The following is a 24,149-nucleotide window of genomic DNA, read 5'->3' on the forward strand; positions in this document are numbered from 1 at the left end:
GCCCACTCCGACAACGACGCCCACCCCGACACCGACGCCCACGACGCCGAGCCCGGACGGCCCGGAGCTGAGCGTCTCGCACGCGAGCGCCCTCAACCCGAACGTCGAGAACGTCATCACGGTGACCGGCACCGGCTACACCGGTGCGGCCGCAGCGAACGGCGTCTACATCGGCCTGGGCGACACCTCGCTCTGGCAGGGCAAGACGGCGTTCCCGCAGGACGGCTGGCTGGATGTGCAGTGGATCACCCCGCAGCGGGTCACGGGCGGCTCCTTCACCGCCACCTTCACAGTGCCGGCCGGAACGTTGGACCCGAAGGCGAGCTACCAATTCGCGACGTCGGCAGCCCACGGCCTGTCGATCACGGACCGTTCGCTGGATGCCTTCGCGGCGATCGAGATCCAGGACGTCGCCCTGGAACCCGCGATCCGCGTGGGTGCGGCCGTGGTCAAGCCCGGAGGTGAGCTGACCGTCTCCGGCGTCGGCTTCCCGGCCGGCGCGCCCATCACGGTGACCATCCACTCCGAGCCGTTCACCCTCGGCACCACCACGGCGGACGAGGCGGGCGCGTTCAGTGTGACCGGCACCCTCCCCGCCGACTTCCCGGCGGGCGAGCACACCGTGATCGTCACCTCGGGGGATATCGAGAAGCGCTCCACCATCACCGTGGCAGCTCCGGCCCAGCCGACTCCGGCTCCCGAGACGACCACGCCGGCAGCCCCGGTGTGCACGGCGCAGGAGATCACCGGTGGCAGCTTCGAGTGGGGCGTGAAGGCCAGCTTCGTGAACTACATCAACGGGTCGATCGCGAAGGGCTCCTCGTCCATCGGCTGGGGTTCGGCGTCGGGTGCCTACAACGCCAAGGATGACCGTGGTCGCGTGAGCTACTCCGGTTCGGCCAGCTTCACCGGCCACAGCGGCCTGCTGGATCTGACCCTGTCCAACCCGCGCATCGTGCTGAACGGCGCCTCCTCGGCGACGCTCTACGTGGATGTCGTGTCGGCGGGCTACGGCGGCAAGGCAGCAGTGAACCAGTCGGGCGTCGCCTTCGCGACCCTGAACCTGTCCGCTGCGAGCTCGTCCGGCCTCAGCTGGGACGGCGTCCCGGCGACGCTGACCGCTGCCGGTGCTGCGGCCTTCATGGGCTTCTACAGCGCTGGTGACGCGCTCGACCCCGTCTCGTTCTCGTTCTCGCTCGGCGCGGAGGTTCCGTGCGACTCATCTACGGATGCGTCGCTGGCCGTGACCGGTTCCGAGGCTCCGGCCGCCCTCCTCTGGGCTGCGCTCGGACTGATCGCCCTCGGTGCCGGCGTGATCGTGCGTCGTCGTCTGGCGGTCGCTTCGGTCTGATCCGGAACATAAGACAGAAGGCGGGGGAGTGATCCCCCGCCTTCTGGCGTATGCGGACGCACCGTCTCGAAAGAGCGAAGCTAACGCACAGGTGCACGGTGCCAGAATGGACGCATGGCCGATCACACTCCTCCCGCTGTGTCGGAGGCCCGCATCCGACGGGTTCCCAAGTACGGCGTGTTCCTGGTGCTCGGCGGAGGACTCGGCCTCATCACCGCGGCCATCCTCACCTTTGCCTTCGACGGCACCAACACGCCCAGCGCCATCGGTGTGACCTACTCGCCCGGCGCCGTGTTCGGCTTCCTCGCGCTGTTCTGCGTGGTCTGCGGCGTCGCAGTCGGTGCGATCGTCGCCCTCATCCTCGACAAGATGGCCGGTCGGCGCACGCGCACCGTCACCATCGAGCGTGAGACGTTCATCGAGGACTGACGCTCACAACGTCGCGTAGACGTTGAGCAGACGCACCAGCCCTGTTTCCGTTTCTGGTGAGAACCGGAAGCCCTCTGGCGTCTCCACGATCCCTCCGGCCGCGATCTGCTGGTCCCACCAGTCTGCGACGAAGTCGCGCGCCCACCCACCGGTGCGGAAGCCGTACGGCTCACTCGTGTAGGAGAACGGAATCATCATCTCGTAGCACGGATGATCGTAGGTGCGATGTTCCGGATCCTGGTCGAGGAAGTCCGCCATTGACATCGCGGTGGTGAGCGATGAGTACAGCAGGAACATCGTGGCGTACATCAGATGGGACTCGCCGTCCGCGTGCAGCGCGAAGAAGCCCTTCTCCTGCGCGATGCGTCGCGCGATCGTACGGATGCTGGCCTCGGCGTCGTTCAACGTCGGACCGACGGCCGCGATGCCGCGCAGGACGATCGGGGAGAACGAACCCTCGTTCACCTTCTCCAGCTCGTCGGCGAGGATCTCATCCGGATCGTCGAGGAAAACGTCCTCCGGTACCAGGCCCCGGATGAAGGTCTGGAAATCCGGTGCGATGAACGAGATGCGGTAGTCGTTCTCCTGATCGACGACCACCACGGACGGCTCGCCCTTCGGGCCGCACTCGCGATAGTCGAACATGAACTCACTGTGACCGCCAGTGGGGGTGTCAGCGAAGCAGACGCCGATATCGGGATAGCCCCACTCCGCCTGCATGAAGGGGGAGCCGAGGTCGCCGAGCAGCGACCAGGTGGCAGTGCGTCCGATGGCGTAGAGCCCGGTGACGGCGACATGATCGTCCGCCCACACATGCGCGTCGGTGGTGGGGAAGCAGTTGCGCTCCAGTGTTCCGCCGTTGCGCGTGCGGGCGAGTTCGACGTAGGCCGCGGGCAGCCGGTACCCGAGCTCCGCCTCGACTTCCGCCACGAGCGCGTCGCTGGGTGCCGGCTCGGTGTACTTCTCGAGACCGTACGCGGAATCGTCGAACAATCCCGCCAGCTCACCCTCGCTGAAGATCGACATGTGTCCTCCCGAGGGAAGTCTGCCATGCGCCGTCGAACAGTATCCCGCTCATCTGAGCGCGTCGCCTCTGCGCGCTCGCTCACCCGCGGTCCGCGGCGCGTTCACCTCCCGTTAGACTTGGCGTGTGGCCGCAGAAACCGCCGAATCCTCCTCGTCCTCCACCCCCAACTCCTACGCCGCAGCCGGTGTCGACACCGCTGCCGGAGACCTCGCGGTCGAACTCATGAAGTCGGCCGTTCGTGGCACGCACGGACCCGAGGTGCTGGGTGGTGTCGGCGGATTCGCCGGCCTGTTCGACGCATCCGCCCTGCTCGGCTACCGCCGTCCGCTGCTCGCCACCTCCACCGACGGTGTCGGCACGAAGGTGGCCATCGCCCAGGCGATCGACAAGCACGACACCGTGGGCCAGGACCTGGTCGGGATGGTCGTCGACGACATCGTCGTGGTGGGCGCGAAGCCGCTGTTCATGACCGACTACATCGCCTGCGGCAAGGTGTTCCCGGAGCGGATCGCGGAGATCGTTCGCGGCGTCGCCGAGGCGTGCGCGGCCACGGGGACGGCGCTGGTCGGCGGCGAGACCGCGGAGCACCCCGGTCTCCTCGGGGCAGACGACTACGACATGGCTGGCGCGGCGACGGGCGTGGTCGAGGCTGACCGCGTGCTCGGTGCTGAGCGCGTGCGTGACGGTGACGTGATTCTCGCGCTGGCGTCGTCGGGACTGCACTCGAACGGCTTCTCGCTGGTGCGCCACATCATCACCGGCGCCGGCATCTCCTACGGTGACAACTCCGCCGATCTCGGCACCACCTGGGGTGAGGCGCTGCTCGAGCCCACTCGCCTCTACACCACGCCGCTGCTGGGTCTCATCGACGCGATCGGCGATGGCGTGCATGCGCTCAGCCATGTCACCGGTGGCGGCCTCGCCGCCAACCTGGCGCGCGTGCTTCCGCTGGGTTCCTGGACCGAGGTCGAACGCTCCACGTGGTCGCCCTCGCCGGTGTTCCGCGTGCTCAACGAGATCGCCGGGACGTCCCTGGAGTCCACCGAGGGCACCTGGAACCTCGGCGTCGGCTTCTTCGCTGTCGTCGACGCATCCCGCGCTGCAGACGCCATCCGCACGATCGAGGCCACCGGCATCGCCGCCTGGCAGGTCGGCACGGTGCACACCACGAACCGCCCGGCGGGCGAGTTCGAACAGGGCGCCAAGGGCGTCGACGGCGGCGCGGTGCGTCTCGTCGGCTCCTACGCCCGCTGAATTACGAAGTAAGGAAACCCCCCGAATAATGTGCGGCATCGTCGGCGTCGTCGGAGCAGGCCCCGTCAATCAGGACATCTACGACGCGCTGCTGCTGCTGCAGCACCGCGGCCAGGATTCCACCGGCATCGCGACCGCCGAGACCGGCGGCCACGTGCACGTGCACAAGCTGAGGGGCATGGTCCGCGAGGGCTACCGCACCCGTGACATGCGCACGCTGCTCGGAAACATCGGCCTCGGCCATGTCCGCTACGCCACGATGGGTGCCGCCAGCAACGAGCAGGAGGCCCAGCCGTTCTACGTGAACGCGCCGTACGGCATCGTGCTGGTGCACAACGGCAACCTCACCAACACGCGTGAGCTCGAGCAGGAGATCTTCCAGAGCGACCGTCGTCACCTCAACACCTCCAGCGACACCGAGATGCTGGTGAACGTGCTGGCCAGCGAGCTGCAGAACACCAAGTCCGGTCCCGAGCTCGACGCCACGCAGATCTTCGACGCCGTCAGTCGTGTGCACGAGCGCGTGCGCGGATCGTACGCGGCGATCGCGGTGATCGCGGGTTACGGTCTGCTCGCATTCCGCGATCCGTTCGGCATCCGTCCGCTCATCCTCGGCAAGCGTCGCGCCGGCGACCAGGACGAGTGGGTCGTCACCAGCGAGTCCCTCGTGCTGGACAACGGCGACTACGACGTGGTGCGCGATGTCGCCCCCGGAGAAGCGGTCTTCATCGACCAGGACGGCAACCTCTTCTCGCAGCAGTGCGCGGCGGAGACGCAGCTGGCGCCGTGCGCGTTCGAGTACGTCTACCTCGCGCGCCCCGACTCGGTGATGAACGGGATCGCCGTGTACGAGTCGCGCCTGCGCATGGGCGACAAGCTCGCCGACACCATCGCCCGCCACGTTCCTGAGGGGCTCATCGACGTGGTGATGCCGATTCCGGACTCCTCACGTCCGTCGGCGATGGAGGTCGCTCGCAAGCTCGGCATCGAGTATCGCGAGGGCTTCTACAAGAATCGCTACGTGGGTCGCACGTTCATCATGCCGGGGCAGGCGGTTCGCAAGAAGAGCGTGCGCCAGAAGCTCAACGCGATGCCGAGCGAGTTCGCGGGCAAGAACGTCCTCCTCATCGATGACTCGATCGTGCGCGGCACCACGAGCAAGGAGATCATCCAGATGGCGCGCGATGCGGGAGCAGCGTCCGTGACCTTTGCCTCCGCTGCGCCTCCGGTCCGCCACCCCAACGTGTACGGCATCAACATTCCGTCGCGCCAGGAACTCATCGCCCACGGCCGCACCATCCCGGAGATCGCCGAGGAGCTCGGCTGCGACTACCTCGTGTACCAGGAGGTCGACGACCTCCGTGACGCGATCCTCGAGGGCTCCGACATCACCCGGCTCGACCTCAGCTGCTTCAACGGCGAGTACGTGACCGACGACGTCACCAACGAGTACCTCACCTGGGTCGAGGCCTCCAAGTCCAGCTGACCCGTCTCCGTACGAGTCCGCGTCAGCGGACGCGGGGCGCTCTGCAACCGCGTCAGCGAGACGAAGCGCGCCGGATGTCGCCTGCGACAGACTGGAATCGACGAAAGGCGTTGGCGTGTACATCGATGCGACTGATCTCCCGCGTGGCGGCGGGTACCGACTGCTTGTCGGGTCGGTGATGCCGCGCCCGATCGCCTGGATCACGTCCGGAACGGACCCCGTGAACCTCGCGCCCTTCAGCGCGTTCACGTGGGTGAGCATCGATCCGCCGATGCTCGGCGTCACGATCCAGCAGCGTGCGATCGACGGATCGACGCGGGACAAAGACACCCTTCACAACATCCGCGCCACGGGCGAGTACGTCGTCAACATCGCCGACGAGTCGATGCTGCAGGTTCTTCACGCCAGCTCGGAGGGATTCACCGCCGAGATCGGCGAGCCCGACCACCTCGGTCTTCCGCTTGCCCCGAGCGAGGCCGTCTCCGTACCTCGGCTGGCTGACGTCCCCGTTGCGATGGAATGCCACCTCGATCGCGTGATGCAGTTCTCGCCGACCGGGGGCAGCTTCGTCGTCGGAACGGTTGTCGGCTGGCATGTGCGCGATGACGTCTGGGGTGACGATCGCATCCTGCACGACCGCGTTCGTCCAATCGGGCGTCTCGCTGGCCCGCGGTACACGCGGGTGGACGAGATCATCGAGCTGCCGCCCGTCCCCGGCGGCTGATGAACGTCAGCTGATCCGCCACAGCGTGGCGATCGTGTCGCCTCCGTCGGTGACACCGATCACGAACGAGTCGTTGCCGACCGGAAACACCTGCGAGATCCACGAATCTTCGTCGGCGATCTCATCCAGTCCGATCAGCTCGATCAGCGCAGCGCCTGACAGATCACTTGCTGCGAGGACGGGCCCCGTCTCGGTCGCCAGCAGCACCACGCGATCCGCACCGAGATAGCCCCCGGTGAGATCGAATCCCCGCTCGAGGTCGAGGTCCGTGGCGCTGACGCGCGCGATGACGTCGCCCGACGGCCAGGAGGCGATCAACGCCACGTCGGGATCCGACGGATACGGAAGCACGAGGAACGTCGATCCGTCCGGAGAGAAGCCTCCGATGACGGGATCCTCTGCTCCGAGAAGTTCGGTGACCTCGAGCTCGTCCCCGACGACGCGTACTGCCGCCAGGAGGGTGCCGTCCTGTCCCATCGGGAACTCCAATAGCGCGGCCGGCTCGGTGGGGTGCGAAACGCCCGAGGGTCGTGCGCCGAACACCTCCAGGATGTGCTCCGAACGAATCTCTCCGGTGGCGTCCACCCAGACGATCGCGTGCGATTGCGACCACCCCGTGTTGTCTCGGTCGCGCGGCTCGGTGAGCAGCCATCCGTCAGCGACAGGCACCGCGGCATCCGCCCGCACCGGGATCCGGGTCGGCTCCGCTCCCCCTCGGTCGATGAGCGTTCCGGTGTCGTCGCTGAGCACCGCGGTGTCAGCGTGCACCGCAAGGAGCGTCGCTCCCGGTGCGTCGAGGTCGCGAACATCGGCCGCACCTGCGGCATCCCAGGTCCGGAGAATCCGGCCGTCGAAGGCGTGAATCGCGTCGCGACAGGTGACAACCCCTTCATTCGCGTCAAGACCGTCGAGGTATGCGATCAAAGTGGCAGTGACCATGAACGAAAGCGTAGCGGTCGGCGTGCGGGTGTCTGCGGTCTGCGTGGTGCGGGTGCGTGCGGTCTGCGTGGTGCGCTGGAGGCGCAGTGTCGTGTGCGCCTGATGCCCGTGGTGCATTGGAACTATCGTCGTCGTTCGGTTCGTGTGAAGTGGGCGAGCCACGTGCGAGCATGGGGCACATGGGAACTGTCGATGACTACGTCGCGGGTTTGCCGTCACCGGTGGGCGAGCTGATTCGTGATGCCTACGCGATCGTTCGTGACATGGTGCCCGAAGCCGTGGAGACGCTGAAGTACGGCATGCCGGCGCTCGCGCTCGACGGGAAGGGTGTGATCAGCATCATGCACACGAAGAAGCACATCGGTGTCTATCCATACTCTGCTGACGTCGTTGCGCGCGTGTTGGCGGATGGCGCTCTCCCCGGCGTGATCGGCTCGACGAAGGGCTCACTCCATTTCGCGCTCGACGCGCCGCTGCCGCCGCAGGCGATCCGATCGATCGTCCAGACCCGCCTGGCGGAAATCGAGCGCTGAACAGGGGCGACTACGATTGATCCATGGCATTCGATGACGTCGCGGCGGATCGTGAACTGGAAGTCCTCACCTGGGACGGATTCGGTGAGGCGGCGCGTGATCTCGCGCGTACCGTGGTGGCGTCGGGATGGATGCCCGACCTGGTGATCGCCATCGCGCGTGGGGGACTGCTTCCGGCGGGCGCGCTCGGGTACGCCCTGGGCATCAAGGCCATGGGAACTCTCAACGTCGAGTTCTACACCGGCGTGGGTGAGACGCTTGTCGAGCCGGTGATTCTGCCGCCGTTGATGGACACGTCCGAGCTTCCGGGCAAGCGGGTGCTCGTCGTTGACGATGTCGCCGATTCCGGTAAGACGCTCGATCTGGTGATGCGCATGATCCGCACGCAGGGTATCCCGGTGGACGCGGACGGTGACGGCGTCGCCGCCGAGCGACTGGCCGTGGATGCGCGCTCCGTAGTGCTGTTCACCAAGCCGACGTCGGTGATCAAGCCCGATTACACGTGGAAGATCACGGATCGCTGGATCGCGTTCCCCTGGTCGGACAAGCCCCCGGTCACCGAGGGTTGATCCTCGTCCCGTCCCACATCCGAGGCTCGGTCTCAGATGGCGCTATTCGGCGACCACTTCGATGCAGCTGGTGAGACCAGACTCTGATGCGGTCTCAGCAAATGTCCGGTGAGAGGCATGTGCGTACGGAAATTGAGACCACGCTACGTCCGGACCGGTACGACGGCGGCGCAGGAACACGAAAGGCCGAGTGGACACTCACCAGGAGTGCCACTCGGCGCGGAAGGAACGAGAAGGCTAAGCCTTCTCGAGTTCGTCTTCCTCTTCGTCTTCGTATTCGTCTGCCCACTTGTCCACATACTCCGGCTCGGAGTCGTGCTCGGCGCCCAGCTCGCGCTCTAGCGCGGCATAGTTCACCGATGGGCTGAACGACTTCAGTTCGCGGGCAAGCTTCGTGTGCTTTGCCTTCTGACGGCCACGCCCCATGCGAGACCCCCTCACGAGTCAGATGCGGACAGATTTGACTTGTCCGACGGTTTCACAGGACCGGTTACAGGACCGGTAAGAGTAAAATCCAGGATATCACGCGGCGCCGCCGCCCCCGGCGGTTGCACCGTCCGAACCGCTGCCGGAGGCATTCTTCCGGCGGAAGGAGAAGGAACGATGAATGAGAACCGTCCCGTCGGAGAGCGTAGTGACGCGGAATTGCGCGGCGCGGTGGTCGTCGGTCTAGTGGCCGGCCAGCAACCGCGTGTTGTAAAAGAAGCTGCACGATTCGCCGAACTCTTCCATGTTCCGCTCGTGGTGGTCACGGTCGATGTCGGTCGGTACCTCGGTTTTGATGATCCAACCGGCATGGTGCCCACCGCCAACATCGAACTTGCATCGGCTGCAGTCGCCGCGGACGCGGAGGCAGTCGAGCTTGAGTGCGCCAACGTTCTCGTCGACCACGACGTCACCTGGACGGTCCGCCAGCTCTCCGGCGACCCTGCCCTCGCGATCGCGGGGCTGGCTGACGACCTCGATGCCTCGCTGATCGTCGTCGGCACGCGCCGCCCCGGCCTCGGCGAGTCGCTCCGCGAGTTCTTCAACGGCTCGGTCGCGGCGCGGCTGAGCCACCGGCAGGCCCGCAGCATCCTCGTCGTGCCCAGCGCGAAGCCGGTCCCCGCCGACCAGCCTCTGGTCCCGGAGGCCTGACTCCGGTCCCCGAGCGAAAAGCTTGCGACGAGCATGTCGTCTCGCTTCGCTCGCTCAGGAACCGGAGGTGGTGGCGCGGTAGGACGCTCACGAACCGTGGGGCTCAGCGGTGCAGGGCGCGGATGATGTCGTGGGTAGCAGCGTCGAGGGACGCGGCCAGCTGATCGACGACAGCAGGATTCAGCACGCCGCCGCGCGCGACGAAGGTGCGCGACTCGGCGCGCACGCGGCCGCGGAACTCGTTCACCACGGCATCGAGACGCTGGAGCTGCTGGCGGCTCTCACCGCGGGAGTCCGGTGCGGGCGGTGCCGTCTTCGCCTGCTCACGCTCGCTGCGCGCGGCCGCGGCGAGGTCGGCATTCAGGCTCCGCATCGCCTCCTTGACGCTGGCGCGGACGCCGTCAGCGATGAGTCGCACGGAGTCGGCGAGGCCGGACTCGATGCCCTCGAGATCGTTCGCGCGGGCGGCGACCTCGGCACGACCGGCGTCCGTGATGGCATAGACGGTCTTACGACCATCGACGGTCTTGGTCACCAGGCCTTCGTCCTCGAGCTTTGCGAGACGCGGATAGATCGTGCCGGCACTGGGAGTGTAGGTGCCTCCGGTCCGATCGGTCAGCGCCTGGATCAGGTCATAGCCGTGACGCGGCTCCTCATCCAGCAGACGGAGCAGGTACAGGCGCAGATCGCCATGCGAGAAGACCGGAGACATCAGCGAACCTCACCATCGGTGGCGGAGTCGGTGCTGGTGCTGGTGCTGGTGCTGGTGCTGGTGCTGGTGCTGGTGGCGGTGCCGAAGCCAGTGTCGGCTGGGCCGTCCGTGTCCGCGGAATCGTCGACGCCGGTCGGGTGATCGCCGGCGGAGGAGCCCGCGGCGGCCGCTGCCTCCGTACCCGCGTCCGCCCCCGTGTCGGCGGCGTCCGCCTCGCTGGCGCGGAACGGCTCACCCGTGGGGATGTCGTGACGGGCGTGGGAGCCGCCATCCGCGAACGACGGCGCGTCGAAAGCGTCAACGCGACGTCGCAGCACAGTGATGTCGCCCGACACCGTGTTGCTGTTGAGGTCCAGGAACGATCCGCTGAGGTCGCCGACCGTGTCGGTGACGTTGGAGGGCCCCGACTTCGAGCGCAGGACGCCGTCGATCTGCACGCGTCCGCTGACGGTGCGGGTGATGAAGTTGGCGGGGCGCCCCTCATCCAGGCGAACGGTGACGTTGCCGGACACGGTGTTCGCGTTCACCGTGTAGAGCTCGCCCTCGCCGTCGATCGAGACGTCGCCGGAAACCGTGTCGACGAGGACCTTGCGGAGGCGTCCGGTGACGGCGACATCGCCCGAGACGCTGTTGGCGCCGAAGTCGCCGTTGAGTCCGCGTACCTGGATCTCACCCGAGACGGCGTTGGCCGTGAGGTTGCCGTCGTGGCCGTCGACGAGCATGTCACCCGTCACCGTGTTGACCTTCGCGTCGCGGACAAGGCCAGTGACGAGTGCACCGGCGCTGACGACGCCGAGGGTGAGGGCGATGTCGCGGGGGACAGCGACGGACACCTCCGCCTTCGGTCCGCCGCCGCCGAAGTTGCGGAAGACCTCCAGGAAGTTGTCCCAGCGCAGCTGCGGGTGATCGATCTCGATGAGGCCGTCCGTCACCTCGATCCGCAGATCCTTGACGGTCACGTCATGCACTTCGATGCGCACGGTGGGCTCGTCGTGTGCCACGACGTCAACCTGCCCGCCGACGAGTCCGATCTTGATGCGGGGTTCCGCGGCGACGTCGATCACGCGCGTCTGACCCGGCTGGATGAGCCACTTCTCGGCCATGATGTTCTCCTTGAATCTGTTCGCGATATATCGCGTGTTGGAACAGTAACACGATATATCGCGAGTTTGACGTCGATCGGAGAATTCTCAGCCTGACTTCGCTTGACATTGACGCAACGGAAGCTTCTACCGTCGTATGCGGAAGGAAGAACACGCATGGATTGGTCGATTCAACACCTGGCGAAGCTCGCCGGCACCACCAGCAGAACGCTGCGTCACTATGACGACATCGGGCTGCTGCCGCCGACGCGCATCGCCGCGAACGGATACCGGCACTATGACGAGGACGCCCTCGTCCGACTCCAGCGCATCCTGCTGCTGCGCCAGCTCGGGCTCGGGCTGCCGCAGATTGCAGATGTGCTGGACCGAGATGTCCCGGAACACGCCGCCCTCAGCGTGCACCTCGAACTGCTCGAGGCGGAGCGCGAGCGACTGGATCGCCAGATCCGAGCGGTGCAGACCACGATCCATGCCCGACAGAAAGGAAAGAGCCTGATGGCTGAGAACGCCTTGGACGGATTCGACCACACGCAGTATCGCGATGAGGTGGAAGAGCGCTGGGGGAAGGAGGCGTATGCGAGCTCCGACCGCTGGTGGCGGGGCATGAGCGCCGATGATCGCGCCGGCTGGCAGCAGCGCACCGCGCAGCTCGGCGCCGACTGGACTGCGGCGGCAGAAACAGGCGAGGACCCGGCGTCGGCGCTCGCACAGGAGCTGGCCGCTCGGCACGTCGCCTGGCTCACCTCGGTGCCGGGCACTCCGGCTGCCGAGGGCGGCAACCTCGCCGGATACCTCCTCGGACTCGGCGAGATGTACGTCGCCGATCCGCGCTTCGGCGCCAACTACGGCGGGGAAGCCGGCGCGAGCTTCGTGCGCGATGCGCTGCGTGAATACGTGCGCGTCAACCTGTCCTGACCGTTCATCGTGCGCACATGGTTGCCCTCGGATATCGAGTGGTCGATGTGCGCACGATGAAACGGGACGAAGTACCGTGGGGACATGCCACGCCCCGCGCTCTCCTGGACGGATGCCGCGCTGGTGTTCGTCGGCGGCGCGGTCGGCACGGTGCTGCGAACGCTCCTGCTGTTGCCCACCGCATCCGGATGGCAGACCTGGGGACTGCTTGCGGTCAACGTGGTCGGTGCGCTCGCCCTGGGACTGCTCACCGGGGTGATGCTGCGTCGTGCCGCCACCGAGCGTGATCGTCGTCTTCGGCTGCTGCTCGGCACCGGTCTGCTCGGCGGGTTCACCACCTACAGTGCTCTGGCCGTCCACGCCGCCAGTCCGCTGTGGTTCTGGATCGCAGTGCTCACCGTCGTGCTGGGCGTGATCGCGGCGTTCGCCGGGCTTCGCCTCGGCCGAGGCGGGAGCCGCCCGTGAACCCGCTGCTGCTGCTACTGATCGGTCTCGCCGGCGGTGTGGGAGCCGTGCTGCGCTGGGTCATCGAAGTCGTCACCCTGCCCTGGAGCCAGCGCTTCCCCTGGGGCATACTCCTCGTCAACATCACCGGATCATTCGCGCTGGGCGTCGTGACCGGCCTGTTCGGCACCAGTGAGGTCGGGTGGATCCTCGGGACGGGACTCCTCGGCGGCTACACCACCTTCAGTTCGGTGAGCGCGGCGGCAGCGTCGATGCTGGGCACCAGACGGTGGATCGCCGCAGCGGGCAACACCATCGGCACCTTCGCTCTCTGCCTCGGTGCCGCGGCCGCCGGCCTCGCCGTCGCCGGAGGTCTCTGAGCCTGTGGCGCGACTGGGAATCGTACAAGACGCCCATGGGATACTGACACCGCGCGCTCGCGCGACCCGATAATCGCCCCCTCCGTGCCGACGGCGAGGGCCCTCTCTGGGAGAGTCCGTGTCGAAACTCGCCGTCCTCAGCCTGTACAACCGCGCGCTCATCGCGCTGATCACGATCGTGGCGGCCGTCTTCGGCGGGCTCGCCCTGGTCAACCTGAAGCAGGAGCTGTTCCCCTCGGTGCAGCTTCCCGCCCTCCTCGTGGCCAGTACCTATCCCGGCGCGTCGCCGGATGTGGTGAGCGCCGACGTCTCCACCCCGATCGAGACGGCCGTGCAGTCGGTGCCCGGACTCGAATCGAGCACCGCGACCAGCACCACCAACGCGTCGATGATCCAGCTGTCGTTCACCTACGGCACCGATCTCGCGACGGCAGAGCAGAAAGTGCAGCAGGCGGTCAACCGCATCTCGTCGCAGCTGCCCACCGGTGTGCAGCCGCAGGTGCTGTCGATCTCCTTCGATGATCTTCCGGTCATCCAGCTCGCGGTCGGCACCGACGGTCAGGACGCCGCCAAGCTGCAGGACCAGCTGAGCACCATCGCCGTGCCGAAGCTCGAGCACCTGGACGGCGTGGCCTCGGCCTCCATCGTGGGCGGCTCCGGGCAGCGTGTCACCATCACTCCCGACCCCGCACGGCTGGCGCAGGCGGGTTACTCGCAGCAGGCGATCACCGATGCGCTCAAGCAGAACGGCACGCTCTTCCCCGGCGGCGACATCACCGAGAACGGTCAGACTCTCACGGTCCAGTCCGGTGCGAAGCTGACCTCCGTCGAGGACATCGCCGCCCTGCCGCTGGTTCCCACCTCGGCGGAGCAGATCGCCGGGGGCACCAAGACGATTGCGGATGTGGCCACGGTCGTGGAGGCCACCGATCCGGTCACCTCGCTGTCGCGCGTGGACGGTCAAAGTGCGCTGACCATCGCCATCAGCAAGCTGCCCTCGGCCAACACCGTCGACGTCTCGAAGGCCGTGAACGATGCGCTCGCAGACCTGGAGCAGCAGCTCGGCGGCGCCAAGTTCACCGTCATCTTCGACCAGGCGCCCTACATCACGCAGTCGATCGAATCGCTCGCGCAGGAGGGCCTGCTGGGCCTCGTGTTCGCGGTTCTCATCATCCTGCTGTTCCTCTTCTCAGTGCGTTCGACGCTGGTCACCGCGATCTCCATCCCCACGAGCGTGCTCGTCACCTTCATCGGGATTCAGGCCTTCGGGTATTCACTGAACATCCTGACCCTGGGTGCTCTGACGATGGCGATCGGTCGCGTCGTCGACGACTCGATCGTGGTGATCGAGAACATCAAGCGGCACTTCGTGGGCGACGCGGATCGGACGAAATCGATCCTGCTGGCGGTGCGCGAGGTGGCGGGAGCGATCACCGCATCCACGATCACCACCGTCGCCGTGTTCCTGCCGGTCGCCTTCGTCGGCGACATGATCGGCGAGATCTTCCGTCCGTTCGCGATGACCATCACCATCGCGATGCTGTCCTCCCTGTTCGTGGCGCTGACCATCGTTCCCGTGCTGGCGTACTGGTTCATGAAGCCCGGCAAGCCGGTGCTGGACGAGCACGGAACGCCCATCGATCCGGAGGATCCTTCGGCGCCGCCGTCGCGTCTGCAGAAGGCGTACCTGCCGATCTTGAGCTGGACGCTGAAGCACTCCGGAGTGACGCTCCTCATCGCCGTGTTGGTGATGGGTGGCACGTTCGCCCTCGCGCCGCTGATGAAGCTCACCACCTTCGGCGACTCGGGTCAGAACACCTTCACGATGTCGCAGAAGGTGGGCACGGCGGCCAGCCTCGACGTGCAGCAGGCCGCGGCGGAGAAGGTGGAGCAGGCCGTCATCGACGTGGCTGGCGTGAAAACCGTGCAGGTGTCGATCGGCTCGTCCGGCTCAGCGCTCCGTGACGCTTTCTCCGGCGGCTCGGGTGGTGTGACCTACTCGATCACGACGGATTCCGACGCCGACCAGGAGAAGGTCCGGGCCGACGTGCAGAAGGCCGTCGACGGCTTGAGCGATGTCGGCGAGATCAGCATGACCGCATCGCAGGGCATCGGCTCCTCCGACATCACGGTGGAGATCACCGCGCCCGACGCCGGCACGCTGCAGGCGGCATCCGACGCCGTCGTGGCGAAGCTGCAGGGTGTGGACGGCGTGGGCCAGGTCACGAGCGACCTGGCCGCATCGATGCCCTACATCGCTGTGACCGTTGACCGCGACAAAGCGGCGGCCGCGGGGCTCAGCGAGGTCGCGGTCGGCGGCATCGTCTCGAGCCTCATGCGTCCGCAGCAGGCGGGCAGCGTCGAGATCGACGGCAGCACGGTCACCGTCTACGTCGCCGCGGAGAACCCGCCGGCCACCATCGAGGAACTGCGCAACACCCTGGTTCCCACCGTGATGGGTCCCGTGGCGCTTTCGACACTGGCCGCGGTGGATCAGGCTGACGGCCCGGCGTCCATCACCACCGCGCGCGGTGAGCGGACCGCGACGATCAGCGTCACCCCGGCCGGCGATGATCTCAACGCTGCGGGTGGCGCGGTCGCGAAGGCCCTCGAAGATGTCTCGCTCCCGGACGGCGCCGCGTACTCGATCGGCGGTGCCACGGAGCAGTTGACCACCACGTTCTCCCAGCTGGGGCTCGCGATGCTGGCGGCCATCCTCATCGTGTACATCGTGATGGTGGCGACTTTCAAGTCGCTGCGCCAGCCGCTGCTGCTGCTGATCTCGGTGCCGTTCTCGGCCACGGGTGCCGTGCTGCTCCAGCTGGCCACGGGCGTGCCGCTGGGTGCTGCGTCGCTGATCGGTGTGCTGATGCTCATCGGCATCGTGGTGACGAACGCCATCGTGCTCGTCGATCTCGTGAACCAGTACCGCACGCGCGGACTCAGCACCCACGACGCGACGCTCACCGGTTCGTCGATGCGTCTGCGACCGATTCTGATGACCGCGCTGGCGACGATCTTCGCGCTCACGCCGATGGCGCTCGGCATCACCGGTCATGGCGGGTTCATCTCGCAGCCGCTCGCGATCGTCGTCATCGGCGGTCTGGTGTCCTCCACGGTGCTGACCCTGCTGGTGCTGCCGACGCTGTACAACCTCGTCGAGGGCGCCAAGGAGCGTCGTCATGCGAAGCGAGAGGGCGCCGTCGCCGACGCAGCGCCGAGTGGTCCGGTGCGCACCGGTGCGGTGTCCACCGCCGCCGACTACGCGTTGGAGACCGATGAGGAGGCGGGCTACACGCTTCCGGCCTCAGAGGTTGCCCGTCTGCGTCTGGAGCGTCAGGAGTCGTCAGTGCAGGAGTCGTCTGCGGACGATGACGAGCACCCGCTGACGCGTCGTGAGCGTCGAGCTCGCGGCGAGTAGTCGGTCAGAGAGATGGAAAACGCCGCTCCGAGGTGACTCGGAGCGGCGTTTTCCAGCTCTCAGCCGTGGTGAGAGCGGCTGCGGATCAGGCCGCGGGTTCGTAGGAGATGCCCCAGGAGCCGGTGAAGGTGTCACCGGGGGCAAGCCAGATGAGGCCCTCTCCCGAGTTGAATGCGTCGGCGGGGGCCGTCATCGGCTCGCAGGCGAGTGCGACGTCCTGACCCGGATAGTCGCGGCCCGTGTAGAACTGCACATACCCGAACTGCTCGTCCTGCCACAGCACGGTGGAGTTTCCGGCAGTGTCGGTGATGCGGTGGCGTGAACGACCGTCGTCATCGAAGGCGAGCGACGCGTACGCGGTGTCGAGGTGCAGGTCGGCGAGGACGCGACCGCCGCGGAGATCGAGCTCCGGGGTGACGGGTGCGGTCTCGACCGGCAGGAGACGCTCGTCGACGACGATGTGCTCGGCAGCGGTGGAGGTCACGGTCAGCTCGGCGGCGGGAGCGTTGCCCACGGTGATGAACGGGTGGGTTCCGATCGCGATCGGCGCGCTCTCCTCACCCGAGTTGCGGATGACGTGCGTGACCGTGACGCCCTCGGCAGTGAGGGCGTAGGTGACGGCCGTCTCCAGAGTGAAGGGGTAGCCGATCTGCGGGACGACGTTGGCGCGCAGGGTCACGGACGAATCCGACTCACTCACGACATAGGCCGTGTAACGCAGCAAGCCGTGGATGGCGTTGTTCAGCTTCGGTTCGGTGATGGCGAGCTGGTGCACCTCGCCCTCATGAGTCCACTTTCCGTCGCGGATGCGGTTCGGCCACGGCACCAGCACGGTACCCGAGCAGCTCGGGGCCGGCGTCCCCTCCGGGAAGCGTGCAACGAGATCGACACCGTCCACGGTGACGCCGCGCAGCACGGCACCCACCTGTCCGACGCCCGCCGTGACGACACGGCCGTCGCGCTCGATGCTGAGGTGGATCTGGGTTCCGGTGGGGTCAAGGCTCACCCGCCCCATGTTAGGGGAGCACCGTGGAAGCGAAGGGCGGATGACACGATTCATTCCTCCGCTGTGCGGGCGGGGAGAGGGGCAGTGAGATGATGAGGCGGGCCCAAGCGTCATTCGGCGTAGAGGTTTTGCGCGCTCTCCGTGTGACGGGGCAGGTCGCTCGACGCCGGAGAGGCACAGGCGGTCGCGAGCGGGGCGGATGGGATCAGCATGGCGGGCTCAGTGCCCCGGCCGCAGGAGGTTTCAGTGCCACGGCCACACGACGGATCGGTGCCCCGGCCACAGGCGCTGTTCAGGAGGTGCGTGTACCCTGGGATGTCGGCTTCGAGCACCGTGCCCCGTCTGCACGGATCTGTGTGAGCTTCGGTGGCCGATGGTGAGCGTCTCATGATGACGCCCCACTCCGCTGGCGATACTTACGAAACAGGTCAATCACGCATGCCCAAGAACACCCGACAAGGCGCTCGCGCCCCCAAGAACTTCGACCCCCGCTACGGCGAGCGCGCCAAGGCGTCCAAGTCGATCGGTCGTGGCCACCGCGGCTTCTCCGAGCCCGCTGACGCCTCGGGTAAGCGCCGGTGGAGCTCGGCCGAGAAGGCTGGCCGCGACGAGTCCACCCGCATCGGCACTGGCCGTGATGACCGCACGCCCCGTGGCGACCTCCGTGGCGACTACGCCGGCAGTGGCCGCGCCCGCCGCGACGACGACTTCCGCGGCAACCGTGGTGGCGACAACCGCACCGCACGCCCGGACGACCGTGCCGCTCGCGTTTCGCGTGATGATCGTGGCGCTCGTTCGGGTGACCGTTTCTCTCGTGATGACCGTCCGGCTCGTTCGGGCGACCGCTTCTCTCGTGATGACCGTCCCGCGCGTTCTTTCGAGGACCGCGGCTCGCGTTTCAATCGCGATGACCGTGCCCCCCGTGGCGAGGGTGCGCCGCGTTTCAACCGTGACGACCGTGCCCCGCGTGGTGAGGGTGCTTCGCGTTTCAACCGTGACGACCGTGCCCCGCGTTTCAACCGTGACGACCGCGCTCCGCGTGGTGAGGGTGCCCCGCGCTTCAATCGCGATGACCGTGCCCCCCGGGGCGAGGGTGCTTCGCGTTTCAACCGCGATGACCGCGCTCCCCGTTTCAACCGCGATGACCGCGCTCCGCGTGGTGAGGGTGCCCCCCGTTTCAACCGCGATGACCGTGCCCCCCGTGGCGAGGGTGCTCCCCGTTTCAACCGTGACGACCGCGCTCCCCGTTTCAACCGCGATGACCGTGCCCCCCGTGGCGAGGGTGCGCCGCGCTTCAACCGTGACGACCGCGCTCCGCGTTTCGACCGCGACGCACGTGCGCCTCGCTCGGAGGACCGCTTCTCTCGCGAGGGCCGTCCTGCGCGTTCCTTCGAAGACCGCGGCTCCCGCGCTGGCCGCGATGACCGTGCGCCGCGCGACGACCGCGCCCCGCGCTTCTCGCGCGACGAGCGCTCCGGTGACCGCTTCTCACGTGATGAGCGTCCGCAGCGCGACGGGCGGCCCGCGCGGTCGTTCGATGACCGTCCGCGTCGGTCCTTCGACGAGCGTCCGCAGCGGACGTCCAACAACCGCTCCGACTGGAACGCGGACGCGAAGAAGCCGGCATTCCAAGACAGCGAGGACGTCGTGCGCGAGCGTCTGAATGCGGAAGCCGTGACGGCGGACGATGTGGCCGATGTCACGTTCGACAGTCTGGGGCTTGGCCTGAACATCGTGCGCGTGCTCAGCGAGCTGGGCGCGGAGCGTCCGTTCCCCATCCAGGCAGCCACGATTCCCGTGATCCTCGAGGGGCGCGACACCCTGGGCCGTGGCCGCACGGGCTCGGGTAAGACCATCGCATTCGGTGCACCGCTCGTAGAGTCCGTTCTGCGGGCGAAGGCTGGTGTGAAGCGTGAGTTCGGTCGTGCACCCTCTGCGCTGATCCTCGCTCCCACGCGCGAGCTTGCGCTGCAGATCGACCGCACCATCCAGCCGATCGCGCGTTCGGTGGGCCTGTTCACCACGCAGATCTACGGCGGTGTGCCCCAGGCGCGCCAGGTCGGTGCGCTGAAGAAGGGTGTCGACATCATCATCGGCACGCCGGGTCGTATCGAGGACCTGATCAACCAGGGCAAGCTGGACCTCTCCGAGGTGCATGTCACTGTTCTGGATGAGGCCGACCACATGTGCGAACTGGGCTTCCTCGAGCCGGTGCAGCGCATCCTGCGTCGGGCTGCCGACGGTGCCCAGAAGCTGATGTTCTCCGCCACCCTCGACACCGAGGTGGAGGCGCTCGTCAACGAATTCCTCGTCAACCCCGCTGTCTATGAGGTAGCCGGCGAGGATCAGAACTCCGGAACGATCGATCACCGCGTGCTGGTGATCGAGCACCGCGACAAGGCCGACATCCTGACGGAGCTGGTGGACCGCGAAGGCAAGACCATCGTGTTCACCCGCACCCGCGCCTATGCGGAAATGCTCGCCGAGCAGTTCGAGGACGCGGGAATCTCCGCGGTCGCGCTGCACGGTGACCTCAACCAGGCCAAGCGCACGCGGAACCTGCAGAAGATGACCTCCGGTCGGGCGAACGTCCTGGTGGCAACTGATGTGGCCGCGCGCGGAATCCACGTGGATGACATCGACCTGGTGGTGCAGGCAGACGCGCCCGACGAGTACAAGACCTATCTGCACCGCTCCGGTCGTACCGGCCGAGCCGGCAACGCCGGTCGTGTCGTGACGCTCATCACCCGCGCGCGCAAGCGTCGCATCACCGAACTGCTGGAGCGTGCCGAGATCGCCGCGCCATTCGAGGAGGCTCGTCCGGGTGACGACATCCTCGACGAGCTCACGGGCGGAATGACGCTGGAGCAGCTCAGCGCCTGACCCGCGTTCGTTGTCGTTCACAGGGCCGCCCCGCATCGGGGCGGCCCTGTGACGTATCGGTGTGAATCCGATGAACTGCCGGAGAGAATCAGGAAAACTGCATGCGCGGGAATAGATGTTCGCGTAGCCTCGTTGGCATCCAGTGACGCGCTGTTCGCGCGCACACGATCTTTCACCCAAGGGACACCTGATATGACACTTCCTGCGCTCGACACCATCGCCGGCACCTGGACCATCGACGCCGCACACTCCGCTGTGAGCTTCGCTGCGACACACGCCATGGTCACCAAGGTCCGTGGCCGCTTCGACGACTTCTCGGGTGCCATCAACGTGACCGACGAGAACCAGGCGCAGGTGGACGTGGTCATCCAGACCGCCAGCATCGACACCCGCCAGGACTATCGCGACAACCACCTGCGCTCGGCTGACTTCTTCGACGCCGAGCAGTTCCCTACGATGGAGTTCCACTCCACGGGGATCTCCGTCAAGGATGACGAGGAATTCACCCTTCACGGTGACCTGACCATCAAGGGCGTGACCAAGCCCGTGTCCATCGACGTCGAGGTCGGTGGCGTTCACACCGACCAGAACGGTGCTCTGCGCGCCGGCTTCGAAGGCGACCTCGCCATCAGCCGCAAGGAGTGGGGCCTCACCTGGAACGTTGCTCTGGAGTCGGGTGGGTGGCTGGTCTCTGACAAGATCAAGATCAACCTCGACATCTCGGTCGTCAAGGACGCCTGAGCTGCTGCTCAGACTCTGACGCGACGCTGATGCGTCTCTCGCGATGCGCCATCCCACACGGGGTGGCGCATCGCTGTCTCTCTGGGCGGACGGCATGACATCTCAGAACAGCATCGCCGGCTGGGGTGGGCGCTGCACCAGCCGCACGGGTGTGAGAGAAGAGCGTCGAGGCATCTCAGGGGCGTCTTCGTCGGCGCGTGCTCGGAGGCCATGCGCCGCGATCAACGGACGAATGCGCTTGGCCAGCCACTGGCGGTATCCCTTCGGAGCGTATGTCGAGACACCAGGGAACAAGCCCCGGTAGGAAGACACGAGCTCGGGGCGTTCGCGCTCCAGCCACTCGAAGAACCAGGGCTTCACACCGGCTCGCAGATGCAGTGCTCCCCACACCACCTCGCTTGCCCCGGCGGCGCGAATGCGTGACAGTGCGTCGTCCAGCAGCTCCATCGAATCGGTGAGGTGCGGGAGAATCGGCATCAGGAACACCCGTACCCGCAGGCCGGCATCCGCCGCAGCCCGCACCGTGGCCAATCGTGCGGCCGTGGTGGGCGTGCCGGGCTCGATGGACTCCTGCAGGGTGTCATCGAATACGGCGATCGACATGGCGATACTGATGTCGACATGCTCAGCGGCCTCGGTGAGGCGGGGAAGGTCTCGCCGGAGCAGTGTGCCTTTGGTGAGGATAGCGAACGGTGTTCCGCTCGTGGTCAGAGCATCGATGATCCCGGGCATGAGCGCGTATCGCCCCTCAGCGCGTTGATAGGGGTCGGTGTTCGTGCCAAGGTTCACCTGACCGTGCTCCCATGATCCGCGAGACAGTTCGCGCTGCAGGACCTCCGCAACGTTGACTTTGACGACCACCTGGGTATCGAAGTCTCGACCGCCGTCCAAGTCCAGGTACGTGTGGGTACCCCGCGCGAAGCAATACACGCAGGCGTGGGAGCAACCGCGGTACGGGTTCACGGTCCACTCGAAGAGCATCCGCGACTGCACCGGAACCCGGTTGAGCGCGGATTTGCAGAGCACTTCGTGAAAGGTGATGCCGGCGAACTCCGGGGTGGTGACTGACCGCACCAAACCGTCCATGGTCTCCATACCCGGGAGCGCCGCGGTGTCTGCGACTCCGAGTTCCTGTCCTTGCCAACGCATAGAGCAATAGAACAGAAATCCGAGCCTCTTGTCAAGCTAGATTCGAATATGTGTACGAATCAGCGTTGGGGATGAACGACGATCTTGCCGCCATGGCCAGAACGGACTGCCTCGAAGGCAGCGGGCGTCTCCGTCAGTGCGTAGGTGGCGGTGACATCGAACTCGATCACGCCTGCGGCCACCAACTCGGCGACCGTGCTGACCTGGTCGATCGTCCGCCGTCCGGTGTCGGCGGATACCACCCCGAACTCACTCGCCGTCTCATCGCCCGCCAGAGTCACGATGCGCTCGGGCGCGGTGCCGGCATCGAGGGCGATGCGAATCACATCACCGGTGGCCGCGCCGAGCACGGCGGTCAGCGCGGCGCCGTCCAGCGTCTTGGTGAGCGCGGGGGCCAGCTCGCTTCCATAGGGAATCGGGGTGATCCCCGCAGCCGCAAGGCGGTCGTGCGACGCCGCACCAGTGGTGCCGATGACTCGTGCGCCCGCACGCGTCGCGAGCTGGGCGATGATCCAGCCGACGGACCCGCTCGCCCCGGGGACGAGCACCACGTCATCAGTCGAGACGGGCACCGCGCGCAGGCAGGCCGTTGCAGCGATCGAGGGCGTGACGAGAGCGGCTGCGGTGTCGAGCGGAAGGCCGGTGGGGACACGGGCCACGCTGCTCGTGCGCACCACGAGCTGTTCGCGCAGCGTGTTGAGCCCCCACCCCATCACCGCATCGCCGACCTGGAACGCGCTGGTGTCGTCACCCAGAGCCAGGATGATGCCAGCAACATCACTGCCGATTCCGCGTGGGAACGCGGCATCGCGGGGTGCGGCTCCGGTGAGAACTTTCACATCGTACGGGTTGATCCCGACGGCGTGAACCTCCAGCAGCGCTCGCTCCTCCGTGGGGGAGGGCACCGGCACCGTCGAGATGTGAAGTTCGCCGGGATCCCCGGTCCGGTCGTACATGATGGCGCGCTGCGTTCCCATCCTCTGATCCTCCCACTCCCGTCCCGGAGAGTCTGATTCTGGGAATGTCCGTACCCCACGAGATGATGGAATTCTCATGCAGCACTCATCGTCCCGCCCGTCGTATCCCGCGCGTCGAACGGTGCCACGACGAGCCATGATCCTCGTCGCTTTCGCGATCGGGGGTGCCGCACTCATCGCCGCAGCCGTCGCCGCGGCCGCTGGTGGGACAGATGCGGCACCGGAACCGGCGGCTGTCGCGCAGTCCTGGCCAGCCACGGTGTCCGCTCTTCCCGTGCCGCAGGTGCGGTCAGCGGCGGCATCACGTCTGATCTGCGACCTGCCGACCATGCGAGAGGCGAGCGCCGCCGACGACGACGGCGGAATGGTCCTTGCCGCTGGGGGCGGCGCGTCCCTGCGAGCGGCGGTGGTCTCCGCGCGTGCGGACTGCATCGACCTGAGCGATCCGACGCGTATCTGGGTCGTCGCCGATGCAGCTCGACCGGTCCCGTCCGGCTGGTTGCCGCCGGATCTCGTCCTCCCAGAAACGCCATCGATCGCCGACACGCGATTGCGTGCGGAAGCGGCGGAGTCGATCGATCAGGTGCATCAGGCATTGCTTGCCGCCGACGTCGGTGACATCGCGCTGGCGGCGGGGTATGCCGATCAGGCGAGCGCAGCGGATCCCGGTGCCGCTGAGCACCGCACGGGACTTGCGGTTGATGTGCTCGCGTGTGTCGGCGCAGGCTGCGCTTCAGCGGCCGAGATCGCGACCACGAGCCAGGGCTCCTGGCTGATTCAGAACGCGTGGCAGTACGGCTGGATCACGACCGTGGCTGGTCGGGAGGCGCATCTGCGGTACGTGGGCATCGAGATCGCCCGCGCGCTGCATGACGGGGGCTACGGATCCCTGCAGCAGTTCTTCGCACTGCCCGTTTCGCTGACTCCTCCCCAGGGCGGATGAGGATCTTCTCAGGGATCCTGCGGTGT

Annotated in this window: 23 protein-coding genes; 15 read left to right on the plus strand and 8 right to left on the minus strand. The window is 66.8% G+C overall.

What is annotated here, in order from left to right; genetic code table 11:
* On the plus strand, positions 1-1,351 hold a 1,351-nt coding region (locus ACI3KU_RS15260), incomplete at its 5' end, for an HtaA domain-containing protein (protein ID WP_404923165.1).
* Positions 1,352-1,465: 114 nt separating this feature from the next.
* A complete protein-coding gene (locus tag ACI3KU_RS15265; protein ID WP_404923166.1) occupies positions 1,466-1,780 on the plus strand; it encodes a potassium transporter Trk in 315 nt (104 codons plus the stop codon).
* 3 nt (positions 1,781-1,783) lie between these two features.
* Here ACI3KU_RS15265 and ACI3KU_RS15270 read toward each other — a convergent pair whose 3' ends face one another.
* Positions 1,784-2,806 carry an SMI1/KNR4 family protein gene (locus tag ACI3KU_RS15270; RefSeq protein WP_404923167.1) on the minus strand — a complete coding sequence of 341 codons (1,023 nt, stop codon included), beginning with the start codon at positions 2,804-2,806 and terminating at the stop codon, positions 1,784-1,786.
* Between the two features lie 124 nt (positions 2,807-2,930).
* Here ACI3KU_RS15270 and purM point away from each other — a divergent pair, with 124 nt between their 5' ends.
* The 3 genes from purM to ACI3KU_RS15285 all read left to right on the plus strand — a co-directional run bounded on the left by purM (position 2,931) and on the right by ACI3KU_RS15285 (position 6,271).
* A complete protein-coding gene (purM, locus tag ACI3KU_RS15275; RefSeq protein ID WP_404923168.1) occupies positions 2,931-4,061 on the plus strand; it encodes a phosphoribosylformylglycinamidine cyclo-ligase in 1,131 nt (376 codons plus the stop codon).
* Positions 4,062-4,089: 28 nt separating this feature from the next.
* Positions 4,090-5,547 (plus strand): amidophosphoribosyltransferase, encoded by a 1,458-nt coding sequence (purF, locus tag ACI3KU_RS15280; RefSeq protein ID WP_404923169.1) that lies wholly within the window; start codon positions 4,090-4,092, stop codon positions 5,545-5,547.
* Between the two features lie 115 nt (positions 5,548-5,662).
* Positions 5,663-6,271 carry a flavin reductase family protein gene (locus ACI3KU_RS15285; protein WP_404923170.1) on the plus strand — a complete coding sequence of 203 codons (609 nt, stop codon included), beginning with the start codon at positions 5,663-5,665 and terminating at the stop codon, positions 6,269-6,271.
* 6 nt (positions 6,272-6,277) lie between these two features.
* Here ACI3KU_RS15285 and ACI3KU_RS15290 read toward each other — a convergent pair whose 3' ends face one another.
* On the minus strand, positions 6,278-7,210 hold the full coding sequence (locus ACI3KU_RS15290) for a hypothetical protein (protein ID WP_404923171.1): 933 nt from the start codon (positions 7,208-7,210) through the stop codon (positions 6,278-6,280).
* Between the two features lie 179 nt (positions 7,211-7,389).
* On the opposite strand from ACI3KU_RS15290, the gene ACI3KU_RS15295 reads away from it, so the two are divergent.
* Both ACI3KU_RS15295 and ACI3KU_RS15300 read left to right on the plus strand, forming a co-directional pair.
* The gene (locus ACI3KU_RS15295) at positions 7,390-7,743 is read left to right on the plus strand and encodes an iron chaperone (protein WP_404923172.1); all 354 of its coding nucleotides are present in this window, start codon (positions 7,390-7,392) and stop codon (positions 7,741-7,743) included.
* Between the two features lie 23 nt (positions 7,744-7,766).
* Positions 7,767-8,312 carry a phosphoribosyltransferase gene (locus tag ACI3KU_RS15300; protein ID WP_404923173.1) on the plus strand — a complete coding sequence of 182 codons (546 nt, stop codon included), beginning with the start codon at positions 7,767-7,769 and terminating at the stop codon, positions 8,310-8,312.
* 237 nt (positions 8,313-8,549) lie between these two features.
* On the opposite strand, the gene ACI3KU_RS15305 is transcribed toward ACI3KU_RS15300, so the two are convergent.
* Entirely contained in the window at positions 8,550-8,738 is a 189-nt protein-coding gene (locus ACI3KU_RS15305) for a DUF3073 domain-containing protein (protein WP_404923174.1), read from the minus strand.
* Between the two features lie 177 nt (positions 8,739-8,915).
* Between ACI3KU_RS15305 and ACI3KU_RS15310 the strand changes: the two genes are divergently transcribed.
* Positions 8,916-9,449 (plus strand): universal stress protein, encoded by a 534-nt coding sequence (locus ACI3KU_RS15310; protein WP_404923175.1) that lies wholly within the window; start codon positions 8,916-8,918, stop codon positions 9,447-9,449.
* A 103-nt stretch (positions 9,450-9,552) separates the two neighbouring features.
* On the opposite strand, the gene ACI3KU_RS15315 is transcribed toward ACI3KU_RS15310, so the two are convergent.
* Both ACI3KU_RS15315 and ACI3KU_RS15320 read right to left on the minus strand, forming a co-directional pair.
* Positions 9,553-10,161, minus strand: coding sequence for a PadR family transcriptional regulator (locus ACI3KU_RS15315; protein ID WP_404923177.1), 609 nt, complete (start codon positions 10,159-10,161; stop codon positions 9,553-9,555).
* On the minus strand, positions 10,161-11,264 hold the full coding sequence (locus ACI3KU_RS15320) for a DUF4097 family beta strand repeat-containing protein (RefSeq protein WP_404923178.1): 1,104 nt from the start codon (positions 11,262-11,264) through the stop codon (positions 10,161-10,163). The genes ACI3KU_RS15315 and ACI3KU_RS15320 overlap by 1 nt, the downstream gene beginning before the upstream one ends.
* Before the next feature lie 156 nt (positions 11,265-11,420).
* On the opposite strand from ACI3KU_RS15320, the gene ACI3KU_RS15325 reads away from it, so the two are divergent.
* The 4 genes from ACI3KU_RS15325 (at position 11,421) to ACI3KU_RS15340 (ending at position 16,424) form a co-directional block, all read left to right on the plus strand.
* Positions 11,421-12,179 (plus strand): MerR family transcriptional regulator, encoded by a 759-nt coding sequence (locus ACI3KU_RS15325; RefSeq protein WP_404923179.1) that lies wholly within the window; start codon positions 11,421-11,423, stop codon positions 12,177-12,179.
* Between the two features lie 84 nt (positions 12,180-12,263).
* Positions 12,264-12,644, plus strand: a complete 381-nt coding sequence (locus ACI3KU_RS15330) for a CrcB family protein (protein ID WP_404923180.1) — start codon at positions 12,264-12,266, stop codon at positions 12,642-12,644.
* The gene (locus tag ACI3KU_RS15335; RefSeq protein ID WP_404923181.1) at positions 12,641-13,003 is read left to right on the plus strand and encodes a fluoride efflux transporter FluC; all 363 of its coding nucleotides are present in this window, start codon (positions 12,641-12,643) and stop codon (positions 13,001-13,003) included. The genes ACI3KU_RS15330 and ACI3KU_RS15335 overlap by 4 nt, the downstream gene beginning before the upstream one ends.
* A 118-nt stretch (positions 13,004-13,121) precedes the next feature.
* On the plus strand, positions 13,122-16,424 hold the full coding sequence (locus ACI3KU_RS15340) for an efflux RND transporter permease subunit (protein WP_404923182.1): 3,303 nt from the start codon (positions 13,122-13,124) through the stop codon (positions 16,422-16,424).
* An 85-nt stretch (positions 16,425-16,509) separates the two neighbouring features.
* On the opposite strand, the gene ACI3KU_RS15345 is transcribed toward ACI3KU_RS15340, so the two are convergent.
* Positions 16,510-17,430 (minus strand): aldose 1-epimerase family protein, encoded by a 921-nt coding sequence (locus tag ACI3KU_RS15345; RefSeq protein WP_404923183.1) that lies wholly within the window; start codon positions 17,428-17,430, stop codon positions 16,510-16,512.
* A 438-nt stretch (positions 17,431-17,868) separates the two neighbouring features.
* Here ACI3KU_RS15345 and ACI3KU_RS15350 point away from each other — a divergent pair, with 438 nt between their 5' ends.
* Together ACI3KU_RS15350 and ACI3KU_RS15355 are read left to right on the plus strand one after the other, a co-directional pair.
* Positions 17,869-20,313 carry a DEAD/DEAH box helicase gene (locus ACI3KU_RS15350; RefSeq protein ID WP_404923184.1) on the plus strand — a complete coding sequence of 815 codons (2,445 nt, stop codon included), beginning with the start codon at positions 17,869-17,871 and terminating at the stop codon, positions 20,311-20,313.
* A 192-nt stretch (positions 20,314-20,505) separates the two neighbouring features.
* Positions 20,506-21,054: a YceI family protein gene (locus ACI3KU_RS15355; RefSeq protein ID WP_404923185.1), complete on the plus strand. Its 549-nt coding sequence runs from the start codon at positions 20,506-20,508 to the stop codon at positions 21,052-21,054.
* 102 nt (positions 21,055-21,156) lie between these two features.
* On the opposite strand, the gene ACI3KU_RS15360 is transcribed toward ACI3KU_RS15355, so the two are convergent.
* A complete protein-coding gene (locus tag ACI3KU_RS15360) occupies positions 21,157-22,203 on the minus strand; it encodes an Rv2578c family radical SAM protein (protein WP_404923186.1) in 1,047 nt (348 codons plus the stop codon).
* A gap of 59 nt (positions 22,204-22,262) precedes the next feature.
* Entirely contained in the window at positions 22,263-23,180 is a 918-nt protein-coding gene (locus ACI3KU_RS15365) for an NADP-dependent oxidoreductase (RefSeq protein ID WP_404923187.1), read from the minus strand.
* Positions 23,181-23,316: 136 nt separating this feature from the next.
* On the opposite strand from ACI3KU_RS15365, the gene ACI3KU_RS15370 reads away from it, so the two are divergent.
* Positions 23,317-24,123: a D-alanyl-D-alanine carboxypeptidase family protein gene (locus ACI3KU_RS15370; RefSeq protein WP_404923188.1), complete on the plus strand. Its 807-nt coding sequence runs from the start codon at positions 23,317-23,319 to the stop codon at positions 24,121-24,123.
* Positions 24,124-24,149 lie beyond the last annotated feature (26 nt).

This window comes from Microbacterium sp. ZW T5_56 (assembly GCF_044987425.1).
Lineage (GTDB): Bacteria > Actinomycetota > Actinomycetes > Actinomycetales > Microbacteriaceae > Microbacterium.

What these genes read in the sequence shown, in the direction of transcription:
- ACI3KU_RS15370 (WP_404923188.1), top strand. Translation starts at nt 23,317, where the DNA reads ATGATCCTCGTCGCTTTCGCGATCGGGGGTGCCGCACTCATCGCCGCA.
- ACI3KU_RS15305 (WP_404923174.1), bottom strand. Translation starts at nt 8,738, where the DNA reads ATGGGGCGTGGCCGTCAGAAGGCAAAGCACACGAAGCTTGCCCGCGAA.
- ACI3KU_RS15290 (WP_404923171.1), bottom strand. Translation starts at nt 7,210, where the DNA reads ATGGTCACTGCCACTTTGATCGCATACCTCGACGGTCTTGACGCGAAT.
- ACI3KU_RS15295 (WP_404923172.1), top strand. Translation starts at nt 7,390, where the DNA reads ATGGGAACTGTCGATGACTACGTCGCGGGTTTGCCGTCACCGGTGGGC.
- ACI3KU_RS15325 (WP_404923179.1), top strand. Translation starts at nt 11,421, where the DNA reads ATGGATTGGTCGATTCAACACCTGGCGAAGCTCGCCGGCACCACCAGC.
- ACI3KU_RS15315 (WP_404923177.1), bottom strand. Translation starts at nt 10,161, where the DNA reads ATGTCTCCGGTCTTCTCGCATGGCGATCTGCGCCTGTACCTGCTCCGT.
- ACI3KU_RS15320 (WP_404923178.1), bottom strand. Translation starts at nt 11,264, where the DNA reads ATGGCCGAGAAGTGGCTCATCCAGCCGGGTCAGACGCGCGTGATCGAC.
- purF (WP_404923169.1), top strand. Translation starts at nt 4,090, where the DNA reads ATGTGCGGCATCGTCGGCGTCGTCGGAGCAGGCCCCGTCAATCAGGAC.
- ACI3KU_RS15350 (WP_404923184.1), top strand. Translation starts at nt 17,869, where the DNA reads ATGCCCAAGAACACCCGACAAGGCGCTCGCGCCCCCAAGAACTTCGAC.
- ACI3KU_RS15265 (WP_404923166.1), top strand. Translation starts at nt 1,466, where the DNA reads ATGGCCGATCACACTCCTCCCGCTGTGTCGGAGGCCCGCATCCGACGG.
- ACI3KU_RS15300 (WP_404923173.1), top strand. Translation starts at nt 7,767, where the DNA reads ATGGCATTCGATGACGTCGCGGCGGATCGTGAACTGGAAGTCCTCACC.
- ACI3KU_RS15360 (WP_404923186.1), bottom strand. Translation starts at nt 22,203, where the DNA reads ATGCGTTGGCAAGGACAGGAACTCGGAGTCGCAGACACCGCGGCGCTC.
- ACI3KU_RS15310 (WP_404923175.1), top strand. Translation starts at nt 8,916, where the DNA reads ATGAATGAGAACCGTCCCGTCGGAGAGCGTAGTGACGCGGAATTGCGC.
- ACI3KU_RS15355 (WP_404923185.1), top strand. Translation starts at nt 20,506, where the DNA reads ATGACACTTCCTGCGCTCGACACCATCGCCGGCACCTGGACCATCGAC.
- ACI3KU_RS15270 (WP_404923167.1), bottom strand. Translation starts at nt 2,806, where the DNA reads ATGTCGATCTTCAGCGAGGGTGAGCTGGCGGGATTGTTCGACGATTCC.
- ACI3KU_RS15330 (WP_404923180.1), top strand. Translation starts at nt 12,264, where the DNA reads ATGCCACGCCCCGCGCTCTCCTGGACGGATGCCGCGCTGGTGTTCGTC.
- ACI3KU_RS15365 (WP_404923187.1), bottom strand. Translation starts at nt 23,180, where the DNA reads ATGGGAACGCAGCGCGCCATCATGTACGACCGGACCGGGGATCCCGGC.